Below are 19,074 nucleotides of genomic sequence, written 5' to 3'. Positions count from 1 at the left end.
TGACGTTTTGGAATCGTAAAGAATCGTGCGGTTCAGATTAGTCCGACTGCCGTTTTATTAATCAGGCAGCTGTATGCCTCTTTTTCTCGCGAGCGCTATGAAGCGCTTTAATGGAGTGGGATTTTTGCGCCGTCTATGAAAGAGGTAGCCGCTTGTACCGCTCCAGTAAGAAAGCTCCCCTACCTTGATTGTGTGGCCTTTCATCATGCGTAAAGCTTCACCGTCGGACAGTGTTAACCAGGAGATCTCGAAGAAACTCTTTTTCAACGCTTCCCGTTCTGTGCAATGACTTAGTTCAGTGTGATATTTGTCCGGCTCAGGTTGCTCCTGCGCTGGCTTTTCTCTTATTTGCTTAATAATCCTTCTTCGCTCGGCGCGAGTAGGGGACTTTGTGAAATCGATAGCTGCTTCAGAACCTGTTGGCTCCGTACAGTTATTGACAGAACTCCGAGAGGACGCGGGCGCGTCCTTAAATTCAAAACCCAAATCAACGGCACGTTTCTGGACAATCTTCCATTGCATCAGACGGGTTAAAATTGGCGTATCGTCGCCAACTTCAGTTGCGTAAACACCCTTGATGCGCACGGTTTCCTCGCCGTACTCATTCACGTCTTCGCTTGCCTGATACCATGTGCGCACAGCCAGCTCGTCACGGCGCACGAATGGGCCTCCCTGCGCGTTAACGTATCCGGCCCAGTCGCCTGCGTCGGCTGCATCATGCGCTGCCGCAAACTCAACGCTAAGTCCGTGTGCGGTTTCGCTGTCAGCCATGCGGCGCAGTTCGCGGTAAACCGTGACCGGCGCGCCGCCTACGAACTGGAATTGACGGATGTGCCAGCGTGCCGCCCAGGCAGAAACGGCCGAGGCGGTTTCTTTAAGGTCTTTGCCGCTTTCGTCGTCCGTCTCGCCGTCCAGCGCGTAGCCATCGATATTCTTGGAAATGTATTTAGCAACGTAACCCGTCGCGCTGCCTTTCTCCGGGTCGATAGCCTCGGCGTGAAAGCGGGCCTTACGGGCCTTGTCTGTTGTCAGCTCGCTGCCGTCTTCCTGCCTGGCGTATTCGCGCACAATCTCGCGCACGCGCTCAGCCTGCTTCGGGCGCATAAACATGAGCATGTGCCAGTGTGGAGTCGCATCATGATGAGGCTCAGCAACGCGGATCCCGAAGATGCGAATTTCTTCGCGGTGCAGCTTGGCGCGAATTTTCTGCCATACACTGCAGAGATAACGCTGGGTGTCGGCCGGGCTGGAACCGTTCCATTTACGGTTACGATGCCCGGTTTTGATTGTGGCGTGATAACGCGCGGGGGCGGTCAGCGTGTAGAATTCGCCGATAAAGCCCATTTCATTGCAGATGTTTTCGAAGCCACGAATGCGGGTCATTAGCTCGCAGCGGCGAATAGCCGGATTGGCCACACTGCCGTCATATTTCTCGATCAGGCTGATACGGTTGCCTTCTTCGTCTTCCAGCTCCATTCCCTTCAGAAACTCACGGGTGCGGCGCTTCTGCTCGCGCCACTCTGAAACGGTCATGCTGCTGGCATAGGGGGTATGCTTTTTGCTGACGTTTGCCAGTGCGATTTGGAGATGTTCACGCCATGATGCGGCGACGCGACGCAGCCTGCCTTTCCACCATTTTTCCTTCTGCATACGCAGGATTGCCGGAGTAACTTCCTCCGGGGCAAAAAGACGCGACGTGACCTTTTCCCACAGTGGAGGCGTCTGGCTCAGCTCGCGGGTGATGGTGGCAGCGGTCATGTAAACACGGTGCGTGTATTTGTAATCTGACTCGTCGCTGGCCTGCGCGTGCGCCTGCAACAGCTCGGCGAGGATGAAATTAGCAACATCCCCGGCCAGTAGATCGACGTCGGCGCGCGCCATGTCAGGCAGTCGGTTGAAGCGGCGCATTAGATTGAAAAGCTGACCACCTGCTACAGCCGTGTTGTCACGCTCAGTTGCGTTACCCCCGAGTAAATTTAATGTGCTCCCCTTCATTACGCCGACACGATATTGAGCGTTAACGGTTTCAACGCGTGGCAATGTGCGCTCAACAAATGTCTTTGTTAAGTACGCATTGGCGCGGGCTGTTCCCTGTGTCTTTTCCAGATCACTAACGCGGCGTTTAACGTCGAGCTGTATCACAGTCGGCTGCTTTTCAAGTAGCTCCTGCGCACGCACTAAAGCCGCAATCATCTGACTGCGGCTGCGCATTTCCTCATAGGTGGGATAGGGGCTGGCGATGGCTTCCCGTGGAGCATTCCACGGGTAAGCAAATTCCTCTTGCATCAGGCATTACCCTGCCGGTGTTTATTGCGATGTTCTTCAATTTCCTGGCAGGAAACACAGCGAGTTACACTCAAATACGCGCGGCGGCGCTTTTCAGGAATTGGGGCATCACAGTCTTCACAAAATGAGGCGCTTATAGCAGGCGCGCGATTGACGATATTGGCGATGTTGCGAGCCAGCATTTCATCGGTGCGCTGTTGCACGATGTCCATTGAGTCAGCCATTAATGCGACTCCTCAACCTGTGCCTGGATTTTTTCTGCTTCCTGATTAAGTAGCTCGGCTGCTTCGACACAGGTTAATTCTTCCCGACGAATTTTCGAGGCCAGGATGTTAAGGCGATATATCATGAGGTCAGCACGACCGCGACGTTCTTCGCGACGCGCATCATTCAGCATCATATCGAGTTCGATATAGGAACTAGGCTTAGTGGTACCAGATGATTTATTCAGCATGTGATTTTCCTTTCTTCAGGCAAAGCGAATCCCGGCGGGTTTACGCCAATTAATTGCTTTGGGTTATTTAGCTTAAAAGAGTCATTCGTTTGGGAAATAAACTCACAACGGCTTTCAGGTGGTTCATTGCGCAAATCAACGCGTTTCTTTCATCAGTAGTGAGATCAGTAAAATCGGCTGAGTGCCGGTCTTTACCGATGTTTGCCAGAAAGAAAATGGCACTTAAAGCACGTTTGTTATCCTGATAATTGCTGTCAGTAACATCGCGCATTTCAGCAATAAAACGGGCTACATCTTTTTCGCAATTACCGCCCATCAGATGAGCCCGAAGCAGAGCTACATGATTCAACGCGGCAACACGTTGACCGGCTGTCAGTTCGACCAGCATGGAATCGCCTTCGATAGCCATGATTTACTCCTCTTGGGTAATGCCTGTGCTTTGACTTCTGAAGCTGACGGCGTTACTGGATTCCAGCGCTTACCGTTTTCTCCCATGATCCAGCCGTGTCCGTATGACATGGATGGGCTTTGGCGTTTAAGCCTTGCTGCCAATGAGATCATGACTACCCCTCAACTTAAGCCAAATGATGCACCGATGCCGCTCATAGCATCGACAGTTGAGGACAGTGCCGGGTTAGCCTGAATTCGCGCCTGTACTGCCATTGCGGCTAGTGTTAAGCAGCGAATACCGCTATTAACGTTTTGCAGAAGGCCACGTTTACAGTTGGCTGTCATAGGTTCTGTAGAGGTTGCGCCTGCTGCTAACTGGCCTACTTCTGCGGTGGCTTTCATGACATACAGGGGGAATTTTTCATCTGCGACTTCATTTACCGGCACGCAGGGGAGGCACTGGATTTGTGCCAGCAGGCCATCAACCAACGTTGCATCCTCAGTGACATCGGTAAGGGCTAAAACCTCTAAGACGGTAAGCTGATGTGGCTGGTCTGGATTCAGCTTGTTACGCAACGTTTGCGCACGCATGCCGGACTGCTTAGCGACGTCTTCCATGTTGTGAGCTAACGCGAATTTGCGACAGGCATCGTCGTAATGGGTATGGGTAGAAACCTTGAAATCAAACATGCTCAGATCCTTCTTAACTTGCAAAATCAAGTTAGGGTTTGATGTAGCGGCATTTGATTGCCTGCTGGCGATTCTTCTCACGCCATGCAGCAACATTGATAAGCGGATTGCCATGTTTCGTCATGGTGGTCTCTACCACTTCGCCGGTCTTACGATTGGTGCGGTTCTGTGTATATGTGAAAGATGGAGTAGGGGCGAGCAGCACAACCCCGTTAGCAATCCATTTCTCCAGCACTGACAGGCTAATGCGGTTAGCTGCAGCAAAGTCCTGTTTGGACATTGTTGGGGATGTGGCGAGCGTGACGGCTTTGTTTACGGCGTCGTTTACCGCTTCGCTGATGGCTGGCATCAAAATCGCTGCGACATTGGCAATAAAATCTTGAGATTGCACTAAGTCAAATGCGTTCTGGCTGTTTGCATTTTCAGTATGCATAACGCAATATCTCCAGTTAAATAACGTGTTCTACGGTGTTACATGTGGTGTGTACATACGTTAGATCACAATTGTGCTCATGTAAACTACTTTTGTGGTTGGTTATGTATGCCTAACTTAGAGTCAAATGCCCAAGAAGTGATTGAGAGGTTGCTTTCGGCTTATGGTGTAACGACACAGCGCGCATTGGCTGAAGCCCTCAAGGTTCCCTCGAATAACGTAAGTGCATGGTCACAACGCAATAGTGTGCCGGGTAGCGCAATTATTAAGTGCGTGCTTGATACCGGCGTAGATCTGCAATGGCTTTTGTATGGGAAGCTTGCAAATGCAAGCTTGGAGCGAGCTGTAAACCTGCCTTCTGGCGAAGCTCTTTTGAAGGAAATCACATCCAATGGTGGTAAAGCAGTGCTGCGCAGAATCATGGATGCGTATGGATTCACCCTTCAAAAGCAACTTTGTGACCTGCTTGGCATTTCTTCTGGAACAGTAAGTACCTGGGTACGAAGAAATTATTTTCCTGGTGATGTAGTTGTGACATGCGCACTTGATACTGGTGTGTCACTGGAATGGTTAGCAACAGGGAAGGGGTCACACCTTAGAAAAATTACAGAAGACACTTATAACCAATATATACCACACAAGAGCTTGATATCAGGCGTGCTGAAAGACGTTGGGACTTGGTTAATCGACTTAAGCTTTATTCCGAACACGCTAACTAAGCCAGTTTTTATTTCAAGTAGCTTAGGGGCTTGGGTTGTCGACCTTAATGTCACGAGCATTAGCAATGGTCGATGGTTAATCGGCATTGATGATAAATATGATGTTTATGATATAACTCTGCTACCTGGACGTAGAATTAATGTGGCAGGTAGTGGAAGCCAATTTGTTTGCAATGTTCATGAAGTCAATCCGGCAGGTAAAGTAATTTTGACTATGAATTACACGGCATAAAATTCTTTTAAAAAATTCTATTATTGATTTAAAAATTAGATAGTAAGTATTAATGAAAGCAGTAAGCTGGTGCAAGCTTATTTTGGTTTTCTGTTTATGTGAACATGGGGTTTAGACTATTATAAGGATTTATTTAGATGAGCATAAGTGTATCTTCAAATAGCATAGATAGTATAATTAACCATCAATATTCATCATCTTCACCTACCAGCGAGCTGGGGCAGTTAGGTTTATTGTTTACTCCAGGATTTATAGATCAACTTGTTAATCTATTATTTAACACCACAAAACAAACTACACCTCCCAATGCATTAGTAACATTTGACGTTTCTTTTGGATGGATAGACAAAGTACCTTTGGCAAAATTTCTCAACTCTGAATATGATCACAACGGAAATAAAATTACTGAAAAAGTTGAGATAGGAGATATGCATTTTGTCTATAATGATAATCTCATTACAAATGGCAGTGGAAAAAGCTCTTGTGTTTCAGGGTCTTACGGATTAATTCTTCAGGCCAAAAGGGCGCCATCACTTGATATTCCTTCTGTGCCAGTTACAAAGAGTAATGCTATAAATAGCAGTACAGCTAAAGAATTTCATTTGTTGAGTAAATGGCCTTTGTTTGACCTTTATAAGACGTCGAAGAATAAAAATTCAATTTTGAATGGAATAAACATCAATAACAACCAAGCCAACATTTTAAGCTATGGTTGGTATGCTGCATGTCCGCCTACTAATAAAATTACGACAAATTGGTCCTGCAGATGGATGTGCAGTGAAGCCAAAATTAATTCTTCATGTGATTTATCGTTGGGGAGCGTTTTGGCAGCGTTTTATAATCGAACCATTTTGCGAACATTCAATGTTGGCGTGGGCTTCGATTTTATTGTTGGTTGGGAAAATTTCGTTAATAAAAATGCTGTACCACATTGGTCCGCGTTAAATAATCAGATTATTAGTATTTGTAATGAGCTTAAACTGCCATCTGTCGCGAACGTAAAAGCCAAGCGACTAATAAAAATGTCTATAATCAGAAATGATATATTCAGCAAGCTCCGTTTGTTGTATTCACGTAACCCACAGTTATTGCAGGCTATTCTAAAAAGAATTCTTGATGAAAGATATATCGAAGATTCTGAATTAAGAGAGTTGTTCTTATTCTTGGATGATCAGGGCCTTGAAAATAAGGATATATTAGAATTTGTTGGGAGGATGTTTAATCATGGAGAGGTGAGTAGAATCTTACCACATTTACGGGGCAGCAGAAATAAAGGCGATGATTTAAGCTTCGATGAAATACAGAATATTTTTCGAATGAATATAATCAACTTTGGTCGCAATGTTAAATCAGCCACGAAAGGTATATATGTGTTAAATATCTCTAGAACAATTCAGATTACTGATGGTGAGCCTAATAGGCTTTGATGACTGATTAATTGCATATTGGCTTTGAAATTGAGTGTTTTGCAAATTTCTCAGCCAATGAATCGCCATTTGTTGCTGTAAGCTATTGAAATAAAACAACTTAAATAGTATTCGGTCTTTTTTTGGCTGGAATTTAAAAAATTTAATACCTAAATCAACCAGTTAAAACCCATTCTGTTACCTGAATTTCTATTCTGCTGGAATTTTACCCGCCACTTTGTCGCCATTTTTCTTCGCCAGGAACGCCAGCGGATTGCATCCTCAGGATGAGCGGGCGCGAAGTGGATGTAATACATAATTATCCGCATCAACGTTATGCTTACGCTTGAACACGGCCGCTTGCACTCACTGCCATATGTGCTCAAGATCGGTCAGCGTGCAGCCTTGGGTGACTTCCAGCTGCGCAATTTTCGCAGCGTTTTGTATTCCACTTCAGCCAGGTCGAACAGGATTTTTAACGCCGTCTTGATGGTGGCCGTTTGTTTGCCGGTTTCGGCCAGTAGGCCAGTTCCCGGCTCGTACTCGATCACCGCGCCGTCATGAAATGACCAGTGCAAAGCATAGGCCGGGGTGTTGTCAGATAAAATATCTGACAGCATAAAGCCGGTATCAATTTCATCGCCCAGACACAGAACAAGAACTTGTTCGCCCACTGACGGCGCATTCCATGAGCGGGTTTTATCCGCATCGGTGCTCAGCCAGTTGATTGTGTTTTCAGGTAACAACACGGCATAAAGGGCTATCAATATTGAGGGCCGACACGGTTCCGATGCTGGTCACGTTGCGTAGCAGGCGCAAATCTTTAAGATTTGTAAGTTGATGGGGCTAGAGTGTCCCATCAACCAGAGAAAAAAGGGATTTAGCGTTTGTTCATGTATAGCTAAACATCAGAGGAAGTCAGAAAAGAAATAGTACCAAACCTCATCTTAGGTTCAGTAAGTTTCTGGGGACACTCTCGCTTAACTAGCAGCCCAACAGCAGAGAATAGCCTTTAAGGAACACAATCCTACCTAAAATTGACCTCAATCAACCTCTTCCAACATCCTCCCCAAACCCCTCACCATGTTTACCCAACGTATAAAAACTCAGTCGTAACCTGCCCCCGGTGATATTCAATCAGGATCTGTTATGTTCTTAAAAAAAGTTATCCCATGTGTAATTGTAGCGTTAGCGAGTGCCGCAACGTCAGGTTGTGTGATGGCTGATGGTGGTCATCATCGTGGCCCATCTTCTGACTGGCATCGTCATCATGAAAACCATCATAATGACGCCAGCTGGAGTCAGCACGCCGGACCTGCTTCGCCAGTAAACAATGCTTCTCAGCATATGGGACCACCACCAGCGCCGGATAGTGCCGCTCAGCATATGGGGCCGCCACCCGCTGACAGTGGCATCCACCGCTGGCACTCTTAAGACGCGTTTGAGCAAATAGTACGAAATCATCTGAAGCGACAAGGGGCTTTATTGCCCCTTTTAACGGGCAATCTTTACCTGACTAAAATCGTACCGTAAGCGCGCTTTATTTGTCCCCGACAGAAAACTCAAGCCTGACGAAGCGTTGCCGCTAAACACAATCCCGCGGCTTCACCTAAAAAACCGACCCCACTCGCAAAAGCCACAACAACTCCCGCAGCAAGCACCCAAAGCTTACCTGTCATCTTGTCATCACCGCGGTTTGGCTTATTCTTAACCTCCAATCAAATGGAGGAACGTTTATGAAAGCGGCAATTGCTAATAGTGAACACCAGGTTGAAGTGGTTGAGAAGACGCTACGTCCTCTCAAAACCGGCGAAGCGCGGCTCAGGATGGAATGCTGTGGTGTATGCCATACCGATTTACATGTGAAGAACGGTGATTTTGGTGATAAGACCGGTGTAACGCTGGGTCACGAAGGGATCGGTATCGTTGAGGAAGTCGCGCCGGATGTCACCTCGCTCAAGCCGGGCGATCGCGCCAGCGTCGCCTGGTTCTTCAAGGGCTGCGGACACTGTGAATACTGTAACTCCGGTAATGAAACGCTCTGCAGGGACGTCATCAATGCCGGTTTTACCGCCGATGGCGGCATGGCTGAAGAGTGTATCGTCGTTGCTGACTACTCGGTCAAAGTTCCCGACGGACTTGATCCCTTTGCCGCCAGTAGCGTTACCTGTGCCGGTGTCACTACCTACAAAGCGGTAAAAGTATCAGAGGTCAAACCGGGACAGTGGCTGGCGATTTATGGCCTTGGTGGGCTGGGTAATCTCGCTCTGCAGTATGCGAAAAACGTCTTCAACGCTAAAGTGATTGCGATTGATGTCAGTGATGGACAGCTGGCGCTGGCGAAAGAGATGGGAGCCGATCTGGTCGTTAACTCTGCCAGCGAAGATGCGGCACGCTTTATTCAGGAGAAGACCGGTGGGGCACATGCTGCTGTGGTCACAGCCGTCGCCAAAGCGGCCTTTAATTCAGCGGTGGACGCGGTCAGAGCCGGAGGTCGGGTCGTAGCAGTCGGACTGCCGCCGGAAGCAATGAGCCTGAATATCCCGCGACTGGTGCTTGATGGCATCCAGGTGGTGGGATCGCTGGTCGGAACGCGCAACGATCTGGCGGAAGCTTTCCAGTTTGCGGCAGAAGGCAAGGTGGTGCCGAAAGTGACCAAAAGGAAGATTGGTGAGGTCAATGCCATCTTCGATGAGATGATTCACGGCAAAATCCGCGGCAGGATGGTTATCGACTTTACCGGTCAGCCTGCCAGTTAGAACCCAACTGAGCGTTACTAAAGCCCGCGCATTGTGGGCTTTTTTATGTCAGCAGCGCCTGGTCCTGCCACGTGAAGGCCTTAACGCGTATTCCCCACAAACATTAATAAGCACGGCTTTATGTTTCATTGTATGATTTTCGCTTGCACTTTACCGGTAACATTATAGTTTATGAGGGGAAGGCATGATTACACACAACTGAAGGAGGGTTATTTATGGCGAAGCATCACTTACTTAAATCCATTGAAATTGCTGCAATTGTACTGTTTGTCCTGATACTGGCGTATCTGGCTGTGACCGGTCTGATGTCATCGACGGGCATGGATCACGCCTGGCCTTATCCCACTAAGTAACTGAGTGCGGCACCAGGGAAATTATAAATAATATAAATAATATAAATAGATAACCTTTCCCTCTCGAAAGGGATAAACCCCGCTATCGCGAGGTTAATCAGAGGTTACACCAGACTTACCGACAGCAGCGTCAGTTCTTCAGTTTCCAGCGACAGGCTTTTTTTGGTTTCGAACATAAAGGTCTCAAGCGCCTCCTCAACATCATCACCTTCAATAAAGGCATGCGTCGTAACATGATTTTCACCTTTTGGCTTAATGACGTAGGAAACAAACCACTTCTTCTTTTCCATGATGCTTTTCCTCTTCTGAAAATAGTAATGCCGCGTGGCGATAATGCCTTAACAGGCCGTTCTTTCGCCGGACTCTCAGCGGAACCTGACCTTAAACGCACCGTGGCCGATAAAGGCTAATCAAGCGGGGCAGGATGCAGCAGGTCAATTACGTCATCGATTTCATTGCTGGCTGCGTGGCGATCAAGGGCAACCGCATAATAGCGTCCCTTGCAGTAGTGCTTTGTTACCGCCACTCGATGGCCGGTATCGCTGTCAGCTTCACCGCCGCTCAGGGTCTGCAGATGGGGCGGGATAACCAGCTCACTTTCGAGTTGTTCTGCTTCAATGATCACCGCGCCACCGTCACTGGATAGCAGCAGATGCTGAATGCTCATGTTCTCTCCTTTGCTTCAGATTGCTAACCGGGAAAGTGTAGTTCACCTCAGCAGGCGTGCTGGCGAGGGCGCTTAATCATTGCGTGTACAGGGCTGATAAACGGTGTCAGAGGCAATAAAAAAGCCCCAGACAGGGGCTTTTAAGAAATGAGTGGACTGAAACTTAGCTGGTCTGATTGGCCAGCTTAGGCTTCAGTACGCGCTTACCCATCTGAATGCCGGGCTTCTCAACATACTTATAGAGTAAAGAGGCCAGCGCATAGGTCACCGGGATGGCAGATATGCAGACAATCAGGAAACGCATCATGTCGCTCTTAAACTCAAAGTCAGTATGAGTGAGCAGCAGGGCGATCAGCGGGATCACGATCAGCAGGTGCAGCAGGTAGACCGAGAACGAGACGTCGCCCAGCCACGTGCTGAGTCGGTTGTTCAGAAGTTTCCGCGGCAGGGCAATCAGCTGAGCCATCATGCTGCCCTGCGGGTATTGCCACAGAATCGCCGTCATACCGACGATCATCAGCGCCTCCATTATCACCTGCAGCTTAATCGCGTCCATGCCAATCGCCACGGTGACGACCGGGCCGAGCAGCGCATAGCCGACATAGAGCAGCGATTTACGGCGAATTGCCTCGGCCAGCAGCATTCCTGCCAGAAACATGTTCAGCTTAATCAGGATCATCGAAGGCATCTCAAACGCCTCATAATAATCGGCCAGCATGTACCGACCGGCGCAGCAGAGCGCCATGATGCCAATCAGGGAGGCGGCATAACCAAAGCGCAGCGTGACCAGCATGATGAACGGGAACAGCAGATAGAACTGCATCTCCAGCCCAATACTCCAGTCAGGTAGCACGGTTTTAAACCCATACTCGGGCAACATGCCGAACAGGAAGCTGAAGTGAGTCAGGATATTTGCCAGCGACTGGTCGTTGTAACGCGACGACTCCGTGGCGGTGCCGGAATAAAAATGCGCAATGGTGTCACGCATTTCACCAAACCACGGGCCATAAATCAGGGCAATGATTAACAGCAGATAGTAGAGCGGGGCGATACGGAAGAAGCGGCGGATCCAAAACTTCTTAATCGTCTCCGCGCTCTGCCATGGCTCTTTCTGCTGGCGCTCGACGTAGTTTTTCGCCATCAGATAACCCGATAACAGAATAAAAAGGTCGACCCCGATGCCCGGTGATGAAATTAGTGTGATATGGCAATGAACCAGTAAGCTGATATGGCCAACCAGTACCCAGAGAGAGGCAATGCCGCGTAACCCTTCCAGCTCCGTTGACCAACCTCGTGTTGCAGACATAACTTTTCCTCGTTTTTATCCGGCTTTTGGCGCTCACTAAGCCTTAAGGCAAAAGATATGTAAACGGGCCTTTACAAAAGTAAGAGGATTCCGAGCATAGAGATTAGGAAGAAATCAACTGCAAAAGGGCTGGAAAGCACGCAAAGGTAAGAGTGTACAAGCGCACACCCTTAACCAGAATTACTGATTGAGATAAGCGATCAGGCCAGCTTTAACAGGATCATGCCAGCCAGCAGAAGAGTCAGACCGGCCCAGCCTTTGCGGTTCAGTCGCTGGCCAAACAACACCCATCCAGCCGCGACAGTGGCAATAATCCCAAAACCGCCCCAGACTGCATAGGCGATCGACAGATCGATGCCTTTGACCGCCTGAGCGAGTGCGCTGAAAGCGAGCAGCACACAGCAGAGTGATAGCAGACCGTACAGCGGTTTCTTAAACCCATCAGAATATTTAAGGAATATGTTGGCGGCAATCTCCAGCACGATAGCAAGTGCCAGCCAGACGGCATGAATAAAATCAGCGATGACCATGATTAACCTCCGCTGATGATTGGGTGCCAGTCTTGATCAGCACAATCCCGACGATCAGCGTTACCAGACCGCAGATTTTCAGCGCTGACAGCGCTTCGCCAAATAGTTGTACGCTGAATAACGTAATCAGCATGATGCCAATCCCTTCCCATAGGGCATAAGCCACACCCAGGGCGATACGTTTGATGGCGAAACTCAGCAGAATATAGGAACAAGCGATCATGCCCAGCATCATGAGATAGCCTGAATGGCTGCCATTGAGGCTGGACCATTTCATGAAAAGGGTACCAATTATTTCAGTAACAATAGCGAGTGATAGTAAAACCCAGGCGCGCATGGGTGCTCTCCAGCAACGATAAAAGACGACCTGCCACAGTACACAGGGCAGACTCAGAACAGTGTCGAAGTGGTGAGGGGACTACAGGGCGTTACGCCAGTGCTGATCGGCGACGTTCCAGCCAGAAAGGAAGGTGGGGGTAAGATGTGACATGAACATTCTGCTCATAAAATTTACAACGCATCCACATTGTTGCTTCTCGTCAGTGGACGGATAATGCCTCCGGTGAAATACACGCCGGATTTATACCATTCTGCACATCATGAAATCAACAGCAGATGCTGCTATTTTTGATTCCTGTTGAGGTTTGATGGTTCAAAAATCAGTTTTTTTTAAAACGTATGTAGGGAAGCGCGAGTTCGTAAAACAGTGCAAAAAAAACCGGGCAACAGAATGCCCGGTTTTTGTTACGTGACACCGTCACGAATCACTCAGCGCGCTGCGGCACGGTGCGAACCGGCGCATCACCCGCGACATAGTAAGTGGCGGTGCTGCGTGGCAGCGGATTGCGGCCACGAATCTTATCGGCAATCTTCTCGCCAATCATGATAGTGGTGGCATTCAGGTTACCGGTGATAATCAGCGGCATAATCGACGCATCAACGACACGTAAACCTTCCAGCCCATGTACACGACCTTCGCCATCCACGACGGCCATCGGGTCGTTACCCATCTTACAGGTGCCGCACGGATGATAGGCGGTTTCGCCGTGGTTGCGCACGAACTCGTCCAGTTGCTCATCCGTCTGGCAATCCAGACCCGGACTGATTTCACGGCCACGATATTTATCCAGCGCTGGCTGATTGATTATCTGACGCGTAATGCGGATAGCATCGCGGAACTCATGCCAGTCCTGCTCATGTGACATGTAGTTGAACAGAATAGCCGGATGACGACGCGGATCGCGTGACTTCAGGCGCACATGACCACGGCTTGGCGAACGCATAGAGCCGACGTGACACTGGAAGCCGTGGGCATCAACAGCGTTAGAACCGTTATAGTTAATTGCTACCGGCAGGAAGTGATACTGAATGTTCGGCCAGCTGAACTCTTCGCGGCTGCGGATAAAGCCGCCTGCTTCAAACTGGTTGCTGGCACCGATTCCGGTGCCGTTAAACATCCACTCTGCACCGATTTTCGGCTGGTTCCACCACTTCAGGGCCGGATAGATAGAAACCGGCTCTTTACACTCATACTGCAGATACATCTCCAGATGGTCCTGCAGGTTTTCACCCACGCCCGGCAAGTCGTGCACCAGCGGAATGTCGAATTGCTTCAGCAGCTCAGGCGAACCCACGCCAGAACGCTGCAGGATCTGTGGCGAGGCGATAGCACCCGCGCACAGCAGCACTTCACGACGAGCCATCACTTTATTGATGGTGTTGCTGTCGCCCTGCAGATACTCCACGCCAACCGCGCGCTTGCCGTCGAAGATGATGCGATCGGTGGTGGCATGCGTAATGATCTTCAGGTTGGGGCGACCTTTGGCCATATCGAGATAGCCACGGGCAGTGCTGGAACGACGACCCTTTGGCGTCACGGTACGATCCATCGGACCAAAACCTTCCTGCTGGTAGCCATTCAGATCGTCGGTGCGTGGATAACCCGCCTGTACACCCGCCTCAATCATCGCTTCAAACAGCACGTTGTTGCCCGCTTTCGGCGTTGCCACGCAAACCGGGCCATCGCCGCCGTGGAAATCGTTCGGGCCGATATCACGGGTTTCCGCTTTACGGTAGTAGGGCAGGCAGTCCAGATAACTCCAGTTCTCCAGTCCCGGCTCGCTGGCCCAGTTGTCCAGATCCATCGCGTTGCCGCGGATGTAACACATGCCGTTAATCAGGGATGAACCACCCAGGCCTTTGCCGCGACCACACTCCATGCGGCGGTTGTTCATGTAAGGCTCTGGCTCAGTCTCATAGGCCCAGTTATAGCGTTTTCCCTGCAGCGGGAAGGCAAGGGCCGCAGGCATCTGTGTACGAAAATCAAAACGGTAATCCGGGCCGCCCGCTTCGAGCAACAGGACGCTCACGTTGCTTTCCTCGGTAAGACGGGTCGCCAGAACATTACCTGCGGATCCGGCTCCAATAATAATGTAATCAAATTCCATTCGTCGTTCCTCAGGTTAAGTGATTAAAAGACTGACTGAAAACGCGTCAGCTCAACCTGCACGGACTTCACCTGGGTGTAGCTCTGCAGCGTCATCAGACCATTCTCGCGGCCAATACCGGAGTGCTTGTAGCCGCCCACCGGCATCTCTGCGGCGGACTCGCCCCAGGTGTTGATCCAGCAGATACCGGCTTCGATCTGATGAATCACGCGGTGCGCTTTATTCAGGTCCTGCGTCACCAGTCCGGCGGCCAGACCAAACTCGGTATCGTTGGCGCGGCGGATCACTTCTTCTTCACTTTCATAGCTCAGGATCGACATCACCGGCCCGAAGATCTCTTCACGGACAATCTTCATCTCATCACGGCAGTTGGTGAACACGGTGGGGGCCACCCAGGCACCCTGGTCGAAATCACCACCAGTCAGACGTTTGCCGCCACACAGCACGCGTGCGCCTTCAGCAATGCCGGATTCGATGTAGCGCATCACGTTGTCGCGATGGCTGAAGCTGACCAGCGGACCAAAGTTGGTAGCCGGATCACGCAGATCGCCTGCTTTAATACGGGCAACGCGTTCGCTGATTTTGGTCTCGAACGCCGCCTGCAGTTTTGCAGGGATAAAGACGCGGGTGCCGTTGGTGCAGACCTGACCGGAGCTGTAGAAGTTCGCCATCATGGCGATGTCAGCGGCCAGATCGAGATCGGCATCATCAAAGATGATCAGCGGTGATTTACCGCCCAGCTCCATAGTGACCTCTTTCAGCGTTGACCCCGCTGCATTAGCCATCACTTTTTTGCCGCTGACAACGCCGCCGGTAAAGGAGACTTTGTCGATGCCCGGATGCTCGGTGAGCAACTGACCGGTCACCGAACCGATGCCCGGCAGCACGTTAAACACGCCATCCGGCAGGCCCGCTTCGGTGTAGATTTCTGCCAGCTTCAGGGCAGTAAGCGGAGTCATTTCGCTGGGTTTGAAAATCATCGCGTTACCCGCTGCCAGCGCGGGTGCGGATTTCCACAGGGCGATCTGAATCGGGTAGTTCCAGGCACCGATACCGGCGACCACGCCCAGCGGTTCGCGGCGGGTATAAACAAAGGAGGTTTCACGCAGTGGGATCTGCTGACCCTCCAGCGCCGGAACCAGACCCGCGTAGTACTCCAGCACGTCTGCACCGGTGACGATATCGACCGCTGAGGTTTCGCTGTAAGGTTTACCGGTGTCCAGCATTTCCAGCTCTGCCAGCTCATCATTACGCTCGCGCAGGATGTCGACGGCGCGACGCAGGATGCGTGAGCGCTCCATGGCGGTCATTGCCGCCCAGACCTTCTGGCCTTTTCTGGCGGCAGCAACGGCGCGATCGACATCTTCCTGGCCGGCGGCATGAACCTCTGCCAGGACTTCGCCGTTGACCGGGTTGATTGTCTGGAACGTTTCGCCAGACGCTGCGGCAACATAAGCGCCATCGATGTAGAGTTTCTGCTCGGTGAATCGGGACATGTTTTCTCCTTCCGTTATTCGTGCTCGCCAGCCAGTTGCTGACGGATGAATTGGGTGGTCAGTGTGAGCGCGATAGCGGGATCGAATGGCTTACCGCTTAGCGCGGCGCGCAGCCACAGACCGTCGATCAGGGCAGCCAGACCGTGTGCGGCCATGCGTGCTTTTTCCAGCGGCAGTTCACGCCGGAATTCGACCACCAGCGTTGAGTAGAGCCGACGGCTGCTGACCCGCTCAAGCCGGTTAAGCTGGGGCTGATGCATGCTACTCGACCAGAAGTCGAGCCAGGCTTTCATCACCGCGGTGTGCACCTGGGTTTCATCAAAATTTCCATCAACAATGGCACACAGCCGCTGTTCTGCAGAGGCATCGGCCAGCGGTTTTAGCCGCGACAGTACTGCCTCGCGTAGCTGACGCGTCACATCACGCATCGTAGCTTCCAGTAAACCGTTCTTGTCCTTGAAGTAGTGACTGATGATGCCGGTTGAGACCCCCGCCCGCCGGGCGATCTGGGCAATCGTGGCATCATTAATCCCCATCTCATTAATCGTGCTCAGGGTCGCATCAATCAGTTGCCGACGTCGTATCGGCTGCATCCCTACCTTTGGCATAGCTCCAGCTCCACCCTCAAATCGAGCCCCTATTTAATCTTTTTTTGATTGCACGTTCAATATAAAAAGAAAATTTGTTAGGATGCTGTTTTTTAAATGTAGCGTAAGCGAAACGGCAATGAGTGCTAAAATAGGCTGGATTGTCATAGCGATTAACAGGAAGTGACAGAACGAAACAGAGCCGCACGGCCTGAACACCGTGGGCGGCAAGACGTATCCATTGCGAATTTTCAGGACATTAACCAGAGGTAATCGATGAATAATCCACCTTCCGGTGAAAAAGACAGACTCAATCCCGTTGTATTTTATACCTCTGCCGGATTGATTCTGACGTTTTCACTTGTGACGATTCTCTACAGTGAACTGGCCGCGAGCTGGATCCTCAAGGCGGTCAACTGGGTTTCCGCCACCTTCGGCTGGTACTACATGCTGGCTGCCACCCTCTACATCGTCTTTGTGCTCTATATGGCCTGCTCACGCTTTGGCTCTATTAAGCTTGGGCCGGAGCACTCTAAACCCGAATTCAGCGTGCTCAGCTGGTCCGCCATGCTGTTTGCTGCCGGGATCGGCATCGACCTGATGTTCTTCTCGGTCGCCGAACCGGTGACGCAGTATATGCAGCCGCCGGAAGGAGCAGGGCAGACGCTGGAAGCCGCCCGCCAGGCGATGGTCTGGACGCTGTTCCACTACGGACTGACCGGCTGGTCGATGTACGCACTGATGGGCATCGCGCTGGGCTACTTCAGCTACCGTTATAACCTGCCGCTGACTATTCGTTCGGCGCTCTATCCCATATTCGGTAAACGCATCTATGGCCCCATTGGTCACACGGTAGATATCGCAGCCGTGGTCGGCACCATCTTTGGTATCGCTACCACGTTAGGGATAGGGGTCGTACAGCTGAACTACGGCCTGAAAGTGCTGTTTGATATCCCGGAAGGCCTGACCGCGCAGACCGCGCTGATTGTCCTCTCTGTGGTGATCGCTACCATCTCTGTGACGTCGGGTGTTGATAAAGGGATCCGTTTCCTCTCCGAACTCAACGTGATCATGGCGCTTGGCCTGATTCTGTTTGTGCTGTTCTTCGGCAACACCGAGTTCCTGCTGAATGCTCTGGTGCTGAACGTTGGCGATTACATCAACCGCTTCATGGGCATGACGCTCAATACCTTTGCCTTTGATCGTCCAACCCAATGGATGAACAGCTGGACGCTCTTCTTCTGGGCGTGGTGGGTGGCGTGGTCGCCGTTTGTCGGCCTGTTCCTGGCGCGTATCTCACGCGGTCGTACCATTCGTGAGTTCGTGCTGGGCACGCTGATTATTCCGTTCACCTTTACACTGCTGTGGCTGTCCGTGTTCGGTAACGCCGCGCTGTATCAGATCATTCACGGTAATACGGAATTTGCGCAGGAAGTAATGAACCATGCAGAGCGTGGCTTCTACAGCCTGCTGGCGCAGTATCCGGCGTTTAAACTCAGCGCATCGGTTGCCACCATCACTGGCATGCTGTTCTACGTGACCTCTGCGGATTCCGGTTCGCTGGTGCTGGGTAACTTCACTTCGCGGCTGAAAGACATTAACAGCGATGCGCCAAACTGGCTGCGCATCTTCTGGTCCGTGGCGATTGGGGTGCTGACGCTGAGCATGCTGATGACCAACGGTATCACTGCCCTGCAGAACACCACGGTGATCATGGGACTGCCGTTCAGCTTTGTGATCTTCTTTGTGATGGCGGGTCTGTTTAAATCACTGAAGATTGAGGATCACCGCCGTGCCAGCGCCACGCGCGACACTGCGCCCTATCTGGCGCATGCGACCGACCGTCTGACCTGGAAGAAGCGTCTGTCACGCCTGATGAACTACCCGGGTTCGCGTTACACCCAGCAGATGATGGAAAAGACCATTTTCCCGGCGATGCAGGAAGTGGCAAAAGAGCTGGAACTGCGTGATGCCCGCGTCACACTGGAAAGCGTCGAGGCAGATGAGGCGAACCCGATTGGCTATCTGGATCTGCGTGTTCATCTGGGCGAAGAGCAGGACTTCATTTATCAGGTCTGGCCGCAGCAATATTCGATTCCGGGCTTTACCTACCGCGCCCGTAGCGGTAAGTCGACCTACTATCGACTGGAAACGTTCCTGATGGAGGGCAGCCAGGGTAACGACCTGATGGATTACAGCAAAGAGCAGGTGATCATCGACATACTGGATCAGTATGAGCGACACCTGAACTTCATCCATCTCAACCGTGAAGCGCCGGGCAGCAATATCAGCTTCCCAAGCGTGTAAACCAGGCCCGTC

The 19,074-nt window shown here is 50.9% G+C and carries 22 protein-coding genes; 6 read left to right on the top strand and 16 right to left on the bottom strand.

The window, feature by feature from the left end; genetic code table 11:
• Positions 1-57: 57 nt before the first annotated feature.
• From N1689_RS06920 to N1689_RS06890, 7 genes are all read right to left on the bottom strand, one after another.
• The gene (locus N1689_RS06920; protein ID WP_260058344.1) at positions 58-2,286 is read right to left on the bottom strand and encodes a replication endonuclease; all 2,229 of its coding nucleotides are present in this window, start codon (positions 2,284-2,286) and stop codon (positions 58-60) included.
• A complete protein-coding gene (locus N1689_RS06915) occupies positions 2,286-2,510 on the bottom strand; it encodes a TraR/DksA family transcriptional regulator (RefSeq protein ID WP_260058343.1) in 225 nt (74 codons plus the stop codon). The genes N1689_RS06920 and N1689_RS06915 overlap by 1 nt, the downstream gene beginning before the upstream one ends.
• Positions 2,510-2,740 (bottom strand): DUF2732 domain-containing protein, encoded by a 231-nt coding sequence (locus N1689_RS06910; protein WP_260058341.1) that lies wholly within the window; start codon positions 2,738-2,740, stop codon positions 2,510-2,512. The genes N1689_RS06915 and N1689_RS06910 overlap by 1 nt, the downstream gene beginning before the upstream one ends.
• 67 nt (positions 2,741-2,807) lie before the next feature.
• Positions 2,808-3,149 (bottom strand): DUF5347 domain-containing protein, encoded by a 342-nt coding sequence (locus N1689_RS06905; protein ID WP_260058340.1) that lies wholly within the window; start codon positions 3,147-3,149, stop codon positions 2,808-2,810.
• Positions 3,113-3,259: a phage filamentation protein Fil family protein gene (locus N1689_RS06900; RefSeq protein ID WP_404927776.1), complete on the bottom strand. Its 147-nt coding sequence runs from the start codon at positions 3,257-3,259 to the stop codon at positions 3,113-3,115. The genes N1689_RS06905 and N1689_RS06900 overlap by 37 nt, the downstream gene beginning before the upstream one ends.
• A gap of 51 nt (positions 3,260-3,310) precedes the next feature.
• Positions 3,311-3,820, bottom strand: a complete 510-nt coding sequence (locus N1689_RS06895) for a phage regulatory CII family protein (RefSeq protein WP_260058336.1) — start codon at positions 3,818-3,820, stop codon at positions 3,311-3,313.
• Positions 3,821-3,851: 31 nt separating this feature from the next.
• Entirely contained in the window at positions 3,852-4,253 is a 402-nt protein-coding gene (locus N1689_RS06890; protein ID WP_003854592.1) for a hypothetical protein, read from the bottom strand.
• 108 nt (positions 4,254-4,361) lie between these two features.
• On the opposite strand from N1689_RS06890, the gene N1689_RS06885 reads away from it, so the two are divergent.
• Entirely contained in the window at positions 4,362-5,204 is an 843-nt protein-coding gene (locus N1689_RS06885) for a phage repressor protein CI (RefSeq protein WP_260058335.1), read from the top strand.
• Between the two features lie 137 nt (positions 5,205-5,341).
• Positions 5,342-6,631 carry a hypothetical protein gene (locus N1689_RS06880; RefSeq protein WP_260058333.1) on the top strand — a complete coding sequence of 430 codons (1,290 nt, stop codon included), beginning with the start codon at positions 5,342-5,344 and terminating at the stop codon, positions 6,629-6,631.
• 371 nt (positions 6,632-7,002) lie between these two features.
• On the opposite strand, the gene N1689_RS06875 is transcribed toward N1689_RS06880, so the two are convergent.
• Positions 7,003-7,377, bottom strand: coding sequence for a phage baseplate assembly protein V (locus N1689_RS06875; protein WP_253418868.1), 375 nt, complete (start codon positions 7,375-7,377; stop codon positions 7,003-7,005).
• Between the two features lie 382 nt (positions 7,378-7,759).
• Here N1689_RS06875 and N1689_RS06870 point away from each other — a divergent pair, with 382 nt between their 5' ends.
• The 3 genes from N1689_RS06870 (at position 7,760) to N1689_RS06860 (ending at position 9,722) form a co-directional block, all read left to right on the top strand.
• Positions 7,760-8,044: a hypothetical protein gene (locus tag N1689_RS06870; protein WP_202604893.1), complete on the top strand. Its 285-nt coding sequence runs from the start codon at positions 7,760-7,762 to the stop codon at positions 8,042-8,044.
• A 302-nt stretch (positions 8,045-8,346) separates the two neighbouring features.
• Positions 8,347-9,369 (top strand): alcohol dehydrogenase AdhP, encoded by a 1,023-nt coding sequence (adhP, locus tag N1689_RS06865; protein WP_161733103.1) that lies wholly within the window; start codon positions 8,347-8,349, stop codon positions 9,367-9,369.
• 215 nt (positions 9,370-9,584) lie between these two features.
• A complete protein-coding gene (locus N1689_RS06860; protein ID WP_167493426.1) occupies positions 9,585-9,722 on the top strand; it encodes a hypothetical protein in 138 nt (45 codons plus the stop codon).
• Positions 9,723-9,826: 104 nt separating this feature from the next.
• Here the strand turns inward: N1689_RS06860 and N1689_RS06855 are convergent, their stop codons facing one another.
• From N1689_RS06855 to betI, 8 genes are all read right to left on the bottom strand, one after another.
• Positions 9,827-10,012: a hypothetical protein gene (locus N1689_RS06855; RefSeq protein WP_150015032.1), complete on the bottom strand. Its 186-nt coding sequence runs from the start codon at positions 10,010-10,012 to the stop codon at positions 9,827-9,829.
• Positions 10,013-10,128: 116 nt separating this feature from the next.
• On the bottom strand, positions 10,129-10,389 hold the full coding sequence (locus tag N1689_RS06850; RefSeq protein WP_013358126.1) for a hypothetical protein: 261 nt from the start codon (positions 10,387-10,389) through the stop codon (positions 10,129-10,131).
• Positions 10,390-10,552: 163 nt separating this feature from the next.
• Positions 10,553-11,695: an acyltransferase gene (locus N1689_RS06845; protein WP_260058331.1), complete on the bottom strand. Its 1,143-nt coding sequence runs from the start codon at positions 11,693-11,695 to the stop codon at positions 10,553-10,555.
• A 200-nt stretch (positions 11,696-11,895) separates the two neighbouring features.
• Positions 11,896-12,225 carry a multidrug/spermidine efflux SMR transporter subunit MdtI gene (gene mdtI / locus N1689_RS06840; protein ID WP_161733099.1) on the bottom strand — a complete coding sequence of 110 codons (330 nt, stop codon included), beginning with the start codon at positions 12,223-12,225 and terminating at the stop codon, positions 11,896-11,898.
• Positions 12,212-12,562, bottom strand: a complete 351-nt coding sequence (mdtJ, locus tag N1689_RS06835) for a multidrug/spermidine efflux SMR transporter subunit MdtJ (RefSeq protein WP_150015024.1) — start codon at positions 12,560-12,562, stop codon at positions 12,212-12,214. Before mdtJ ends, mdtI begins: the two co-directional genes overlap by 14 nt.
• Positions 12,563-12,989: 427 nt before the next feature.
• Positions 12,990-14,672: a choline dehydrogenase gene (gene betA, locus N1689_RS06830; protein WP_260058330.1), complete on the bottom strand. Its 1,683-nt coding sequence runs from the start codon at positions 14,670-14,672 to the stop codon at positions 12,990-12,992.
• Between the two features lie 23 nt (positions 14,673-14,695).
• On the bottom strand, positions 14,696-16,168 hold the full coding sequence (gene betB / locus N1689_RS06825) for a betaine-aldehyde dehydrogenase (RefSeq protein WP_161733095.1): 1,473 nt from the start codon (positions 16,166-16,168) through the stop codon (positions 14,696-14,698).
• A gap of 14 nt (positions 16,169-16,182) precedes the next feature.
• Positions 16,183-16,776, bottom strand: coding sequence for a transcriptional regulator BetI (gene betI / locus N1689_RS06820; RefSeq protein WP_161733093.1), 594 nt, complete (start codon positions 16,774-16,776; stop codon positions 16,183-16,185).
• Between the two features lie 255 nt (positions 16,777-17,031).
• Between betI and N1689_RS06815 the strand changes: the two genes are divergently transcribed.
• Positions 17,032-19,062 carry a choline transporter gene (locus tag N1689_RS06815; RefSeq protein WP_161733091.1) on the top strand — a complete coding sequence of 677 codons (2,031 nt, stop codon included), beginning with the start codon at positions 17,032-17,034 and terminating at the stop codon, positions 19,060-19,062.
• Positions 19,063-19,074: the final 12 nt, after the last annotated feature.

This window comes from Pantoea sp. XY16, from assembly GCF_025153065.1.
Classification (GTDB): Bacteria; Pseudomonadota; Gammaproteobacteria; order Enterobacterales; family Enterobacteriaceae; genus Pantoea; species Pantoea alfalfae.
The sequence above is the reverse complement of the archived record's forward strand: the minus strand, read 5'-3'. Positions and strand labels throughout refer to the sequence as shown.